The organism is Streptomyces sp. CRN 30 (assembly GCF_034105845.1).
Map to the genome: position 1 here is coordinate 1 of NZ_JAVRHI010000236.1, position 7150 is coordinate 7150.

Consider the following 7150-nt stretch of genomic DNA (forward strand, 5'->3'; position numbering starts at 1 on the left):
CGCGGCCGGCCGGGCGCGGGTGGCGGTGGCCGGGTTCTGTCCGGCCACCGGCGGTGAACTGACCGCGGCGGCGGACCGGTTGCGCAGCCTGGCGGACCTCGGCGCCGTGGCGCGGCGGCTCGACGGCAGCGCCCACCTGCTGGCCTCGGTCGGCGGCCGGGTCCGCGCGCAGGGCACGGCGTCCGGGGTGCGGGCGGTGTTCCACACCCGGCTGGCCGGGGTCACCGTCGCGTCCGACCGGCCCGACACGCTCGCCCGGCTGACCGGCGCCGGGGTGGACGACGAGGCGCTGGCGCTGCGCCTGCTGACCCCGGGGGTGCCGCACCCCCTGAGGGACCGGCCGGTGTGGCGGGGCGTGCACCAGGTGCCCGCGGGACGCTGCCTGCTGATCAACGACGACGGCGCGGAGCGCACCGCGACCTGGTGGAGCCCGCCCGAGCCGGCGGTGCCGCTGCGCGAGGGGGCGCCGGCCGTCCGCGAGGCGCTGACGGCGGCGGTCCGCGACCGGGTGCGTACCGCCGGGCAGGTGGTCAGCACCGATCTCTCCGGCGGCATGGGCTCGGGTGCGGTCGCCCACCTCGCGGCGGGTGCGGGCCCGCGCCTGGTCACCGTGCGCACCCCGCGGCTGGACACCGCCGGGGACGACGCGGAGTGGGCCCTGCGCACCACGGCGCGGCTGCCCGACGCCGAGCACCTGGCGCCGGAGTACGAGGGGGCGCCCACGATGTTCGCGGGACTGGACGCCGGGCACGGCCCGGTCCTCGCCGCCGAGCCGCCGTTCCGGGTGCGGGCCGGCGCGCGGCTGACCGACACCGCCGAGCGCGTCGCCGCCCGGGGTTCCCGGCTCCATCTGTGCGGGCACGGCGGGGACGAGGTGTTCCACGCCGCCGCCGTCTCGGTGCACAGCCTCCTGCGGTGCCGGCCGTGGGCCGGCGCGCGCCTGCTGCGGGAACGCCGCTCGCCGGGCCGCTGGCCGCTGGCGCCGACGGTGCGGGGCCTGGCCGACTCCCGGTCGTTCTCGGCGTGGCTCATCGCGGCCGGCGGGCAGTTGCGCGATCCGTTCCCGTCACCGTTCACTCCCCACCTGGGCTGGACGGCGCCCCTGCGGATGCCCGCCTGGGCGAGCCCCGACGCGGTCGCCGTGGTGCGCGACGCGCTGCGGCAGGCCGCCCACGAGTGGCCGTTCCCCCTCGGCCACGGGCGCGCGGCCCACGTCACCCTGGAGGCCGTCCACCGGGCCGGTGCCATGGTGCGGTACGCGGCCGGGCTGACGGCCGCGCACGGCGTGGAGCTCGCCGCGCCCTACCTGGACGACCGGGTGGTCGAGGCGGCGCTCGCCGTCCGCCTGCACGAACGCGCCCGGTCGCACCGCCGCAGACCCCTGCTCGCCGAGGCCGTCCACGGACTGGTCCCGGAGGATCTGCTGCGGCGCTCCCGCGCGGGCGACCACGGGGAGGACGTCTTCGACGGACTGCACCGCCACCGCGCCGGACTGCTGCGCCTGTTCGGCGACTCGCTGCTCGCCGGTCGCGGACTGGTCGACGAGGCCGCCGTCCGCGCCGTCCTCGCCGATCACGTCTTCGCCCTGCCCCTGCGGTCCCTGGAGCCCACGCTCGGCTGCGAGGTGTGGCTGCGCGCCCTGCCCGCGCACGCCCCGCAGCGGGCGTCCACCGAGGGAGCGCCGTGATCTCGGCCCGCACCGCCGGCCCGGCGCACCGCTGAGGCCGCCGTACCACCGTGCCCGCGGCGTCCCGTGGACCGCCGGCGCGGAGGAGGGGTCCGGCCGTCACGGCGGCCGGACCCCGGACCAGGCCCTTCGGTCCCTGCCCGTACCGCGCGGATCCTAACGGTGGCGGAACCATTCCATCGCCGGCAGCGCCCTGTCGTCGTAGCCGAACAGGGCCTGGTTCTCCCAGCCGTTGCCGGAGGCGGGGTCCGCCGGGTCCCAGCCGTTGCCCGTGACGGCGGTCCAGGTGGACTCCCAGTAGAAGACACCGAGGCCGCGGCCGTTCGGCACCGCCTCCACGATGCTCGCGACGTCCTTCATCCAGGCGGTCTGCCCGGCCGTCGTGGCGGGATAGCCCGCGACGAGCTCGCTCGGCAGGTCGATGATGTTCTCGTGCGCGTCCTTGCTGTCCAGCCGGAACGGGTACGCGGTCTCGGCGACGTACACCGGCCTGCCGTAGCGGGCGGCCGCGTCGTCCAGGGTGGTCTGGAAGTCGTGCAGCGAGCCGTGCCAGTAGCCGTAGTACGACAGCCCGATGACGTCGAACCGGACGCCGTTGGCCACCGCGTTGTCGAACCACCAGCGGGTGCCCTCCAGGTCGCCGCCCTCGGCGAGGTGCAGGGCGACGGTGGTGGCGGGGCTGACCGCCTTGACCGCGTCGTAGCCCGAGTTGAGGAGACCCGCGAGCTGCGGCCAGTTGGCGGTGGAGCCCTCGTTCCAGAGCATGCCGCCGTTGATCTCGTTGCCGACCTGGACCATGTCGGCGGTGGTGCCCTGCGCCTTGAGTGCGTTCAGGACGTCGTACGTGTGGTCGTACACGTCCGTCCTCAGCCGGCTGTAGGAGTGCCCCGCCCACGCCGCCGGCTTGGTCTGCTTGCCCGGGTCGGCCCAGGTGTCCGAGTAGTGGAAGTCGACCAGCAGCTTCATGCCCTGTGCCTTGATCCGCTGGGCCAGGGCGAGGACGCGGGCCTTGTTGTTGTAGCCGTCGGCGGGGTTCACCCACACCTTCACGCGGGCGTGGTTCTGCCCGGCGGACCTGAGGACGGCGAGCGGGTCGGCCTGCGCGCCCGTACTGGCCCGGTACGTGCCGCCGTACGCCTCGCTCTTGGGCAGGGACGACACGTCGGAGCCCTTGATCGCGAGGCCGGTGCGGCCCCGGGTGAAGGTGAGGTCGTCGACGTTGATCCAGTTGCCCGCGTGGCCGTCGGAGTTGACGCTGACGGTGCACTGGTTGTTCGTCACGGTGACCGAGGTGACGATCCTGATCCAGCCGCTGGAGGAGACCGGCAGGTCGGTGCGCTGTTCGGCGCTGCCGCAGTTCCGCAGGGCGAGGTAGGCCGACTTCTGGCCGCCGCCCGAACGCACCCAGGCGGTGAGGGTGTGGTCGCCGTTGGTGAGGCCGGACAGGTACTGGTACGTCTCCACCTTGTAGGCGGAGGACGACCAGTGGGTCAGGCGGTACGCGCCGCCGCGGCCACCGGACTCGGTGAACGAGGCGGAGTTCTGCCCGGCCGCCGAGTACGTCGACCAGCCGGCCGGGGTGGCGGTGCCGGTGCCGCCGGACTCGAAGCCGCCGTTGGTGAGGGTGCTCGCGGCGTGGGCGGTCTGGGCCGGCAGGGCGGTGAGGGCGAGTCCGGCGGCCAGGGGCAGCAGGAGGGCCCTCAGTGTGCGTCTGGGATGGAACATGGGTGTTCGTCGTCCCTTCGACGGTGGTGTGAAGTCGGGGGCCCGCCCCCGCGCCCTTACCCGTCCCGGCCCCGGGGGCGGGCCCCCGGGGGATGGGTGAGGGCGGCGGGAGCGGACCTCCTCAGTGGCTCAGCCGTCGAGCCGTACGACCCTGACGGCACCCGAGGGCACCGCCAGGCGGCCCGTGGCCGGTTCTCCGGTGAGCAGCTCCGTGCCGTCGCCGTTCAGCGCGACCTTGACGTCGAGCTGGGAGTGGTTGATGGCGAACAGGTAGGTGCCCGACTCGCCCGTGCGACGCACCAGTTCGACGTCGTGGGGCAGGTCGGCGGGGGACGTGACACCGGCGTCGTCGGCGGCCCGGCCGAGCAGCTCGGTGAGGCCCTGGACGTCGAGGCGGGTCGACACGTACCAGGCGGTGCCCGCGCCGAGGCGGTGCCGGGTGACGGCGGGGCGGCCGGCGGTGAGCCCGTCGGCGTAGGCCCACACGGTCTCGGCGCCGCGCGGTACGACGAACTCGGTCCACACGTCGCCGGTGAGTTCGGCGCCGTCGGGCCCGGTCAGGCGGACGCTGTCGCCGGCCAGGAGCGGGGAGAACTCCTCGACGGTCAGGCCGAGCACGTCGCGCAGGGCGCCGGGGTACGGCCCGTCGTGGACGGCGTCGTGCTCGTCGACGATGCCGGAGAAGTACGAGACGAGGAGCGTGCCGCCGTTCTCGACGTACCGGCGGACGTTGTCCCCGGCCGCCTGTGTCATCAGGTAGAGCGCGGGGACGACGACGAGGGGGTAGGCCGACAGGTCGGCTTCCGGGTGGGCGAAGTCGACCGTGAGGCCGCGGTCGTAGAGGGCCTCGTAGAAGGAGTCGGCGCGCTCGCGGGGGTCGTGGTCCTCGCTGGGGCGCCACTGGAGGTTCTGCGCCCACCAGGAGTGCCAGTCCCACAGGACGGCCGCGTCGGCGACGGTGCGGGTGCCGCGGATGGCGGCGAGGGAGTCGAGGTGGGCGCCGAGTTCGACGACCTCGCGCCAGACTCGGGAGTCGGTGCCGGCGTGCGGCAGCATCGACGAGTGGAACTTTTCCGCGCCGCGCCGGGACTGGCGCCACTGGAAGAACATGGCGCCCTCGGAGCCGCGGGCCACGTGGGCGAGGGAGTTGCGGGCCATCTGGCCGGGGGCCTTGGCCGGGTTGCGGGGCTGCCAGTTGACGCCGGAGGTGGAGTGCTCCAGGAGCAGCCAGGGCGCGCCGCCCGCGACGGAACGCGTGAGGTCGGCGGCCATGGCGAGGTTGACGTGGGTGCGGCGGCCGTCGGTGATCAGGTAGTGGTCGTTGGAGACCAGGTCGACCTCGCGGCCCCAGGCCCAGTAGTCGATGGAGTCGCACTGGCTGAGCGCGGTCATGAAGTTGGTGGTGACGGGCACGCCGGGCGAGAGGCGGTGCAGGATGTCCCGCTCGGCCACGAAGTTCTCGCGGATGGTGGCGTCGGCGAAGCGCCGGTAGTCCAGGGCCTGGCCGGGGTTGCCGACCGTGGGGGTCGTGCGCGGCGGGTTGATCTGCTCGAAGTCGCTGTAGCGCTGGCCCCAGAAGGCGGTGCCCCAGGCCTCGTTGACGGCGTCGACCGTGCCGTAGGTGTCCGCGAGCCAACGGCGGAAGTGCGCCGCGCACGAGTCGCAGTAGCAGGCCGACACAGGGACGCCGTACTCGTTGTGCACGTGCCACAGCGCGAGCGCGGGGTGGTTCGCGTACCGCTCGGCGAGCTGGGTGGTGATGGTCGCGGCGGCGGCCCGGTAGTCGGTGTTGCTGTGGCAGATGGCGCCGCGTGAGCCGAACTCGTAGCGGGTGCCGTCGGCGGCCACGGGCAGCGCCTCGGGGTGGGCGCGGTAGAACCAGACGGGCGGGACGACGGTGGGGGTGCCGAGGTCGGCGCGGATGCCGTTCTCGTGCAGCAGGTCCAGGACGCGGTCCAGCCAGCCGAAGTCGTAGCGGCCCGGCTCGGGCTCCAGCAGGGCCCAGGAGAAGATGCCGACGCTCACCATCGTGACGCCCGCCTCGCGCATCAGCCGGACGTCCTCCTGCCAGACGCTTTCCGGCCACTGCTCGGGGTTGTAGTCCCCACCGAAGGCGAGCCCGGTGAGGCCTACGGGGATGGTCTCCGGCTGCGACTCCGGCATGGGTCTCTCCCACTCGATCGATCATTTGGGAACGTGCACACACAGCGCCGACGGCGCGGAGCCAACATAACCGCACAGCAACAACCATTGACAAGTGTCCTGGATGTTTCTCTACTGTGAACGCTCACAGAACCACCCGGGCTCACCGGGCGCAACGCATGGCAGGCCTTCGCAGCGGGCGGAGGCCACGGTCAGGGGAGATTCGATCCATGCCCAACACGAAGCACCGCCGCTTTGTGGCCACCGCTGTCGCCGTGGCACTCGGCACCACCACGCTCGCCGCCTGCGGCTCGTCCGACGAGGGTGACGCGCAGTCCGGGCCCGCGAAGCTGACGTACTGGACCTGGACGCCGGGCATGGACAAGGTCGTCGACCTGTGGAACAAGGGCCCCGGCAAGGAACGGCAGATCACCGTCACGGTGAAGAAGCAGGCCTCCGGCGACACCCTGGTCACCAAGATCCTCACCGCGCACAAGGCCGGCCAGGGCCCCGACCTGGTGCAGGCCGAGTACCAGGCGCTGCCGACGCTGGTCAGCAATGACGCGGTCGCCGACATCTCGGGCGAGGCGGGGGAGGCGGAGGACGACTTCGCGGAGGGCGTCTGGCAGCAGACGACACTGGGCTCGGACGCGGTGTACGCGATCCCGCAGGACGTCGCCCCGATGATGTTCTACTACCGCGCGGACCTCTTCGAGGAGTACGGCCTGACGGTGCCGGCCACCTGGGACGAGTTCGCGGAGACCGCGCGCAAGCTCAAGGAGGAGGAGCCGGACGTCGATCTGACCACCTTCTCCGCCAACGACTCCGGTCTGTTCGCGGGCCTCGCCCAGCAGGCGGGCGCGCAGTGGTGGACCACCGAGGGCCAGAAGTGGAAGGTCGGCATCGACGACGCGGCGACGCGCAAGGTAGCGGACTTCTGGGGCGGCCTGGTGAAGGAGGGCGCCATCGACAACCAGCCGATGTACACCCCGGCCTGGAACAAGGCGCTCAACACCGGCAAGCAGATCGCCTGGGTGAGCGCGGTGTGGGCGCCCGGCACCATGGCCACCGCCGCGCCCGACACCGCGGGCAAGTGGAAGATGGCGCCGCTGCCCCAGTGGTCGAAGGACGAGAACGTGACCGGCAGCTGGGGCGGCTCCTCCACGGCCGTGACCACCGACTCCGACCACAAGGCGGCCGCCGCCGAGTTCGCCACCTGGCTGAACACCGACCGGGAGGCGCTGGCCGCGCTGGCGAAGGACAGCGGGGTCTACCCGGCCGCGACGACCGCGCAGCTCAGCGACGCGTTCGCCGAGCCGCCGGCCTACTTCTCCAACCAGCCGGACTTCTACACGCGGGCCGCCGACGTCGCCGGGACCACGGCGCCGTCCGCGTGGGGCCCGAACGTGAACGTCGCGTACACCACCTTCAAGGACGCGTTCGCCGCCGCCGCGAAGAACAAGTCCGACTTCGGTCCCGCCCTCACGAAGATGCAGGACGACACGGTCGCCGACCTGGAGAAGCAGGGCTTCGAGGTCGCGGAGTGAGAAGCACGCGCAAGGCGCCGGCCGGGGGCGTGGGGACCCCGGCCGGCCG

4 protein-coding genes are annotated in these 7150 nt (G+C 73.3%); 2 read left to right on the forward strand and 2 right to left on the reverse strand.

Annotation, left to right across the window (positions count from 1 at the left end):
* A partial coding sequence (locus tag UW392_RS25335) for an asparagine synthase C-terminal domain-containing protein (RefSeq protein ID WP_320777428.1) occupies nt 1-1687 on the forward strand: 1687 nt, incomplete at its 5' end.
* Between the two features lie 156 nt (nt 1688-1843).
* Here UW392_RS25335 and UW392_RS25340 read toward each other — a convergent pair.
* Nucleotides 1844-3412, reverse strand: coding sequence for an arabinogalactan endo-1,4-beta-galactosidase (locus UW392_RS25340; protein WP_320777429.1), 1569 nt, complete (start codon nt 3410-3412; stop codon nt 1844-1846).
* A 129-nt stretch (nt 3413-3541) separates the two neighbouring features.
* Complete coding sequence (locus UW392_RS25345) at nt 3542-5575, reverse strand: beta-galactosidase (protein WP_320777430.1); 2034 nt, start codon at nt 5573-5575, stop codon at nt 3542-3544.
* A 209-nt stretch (nt 5576-5784) separates the two neighbouring features.
* Here UW392_RS25345 and UW392_RS25350 point away from each other — a divergent pair, with 209 nt between their 5' ends.
* Nucleotides 5785-7101 (forward strand): ABC transporter substrate-binding protein, encoded by a 1317-nt coding sequence (locus UW392_RS25350; RefSeq protein WP_320777431.1) that lies wholly within the window; start codon nt 5785-5787, stop codon nt 7099-7101.
* Nucleotides 7102-7150 lie beyond the last annotated feature (49 nt).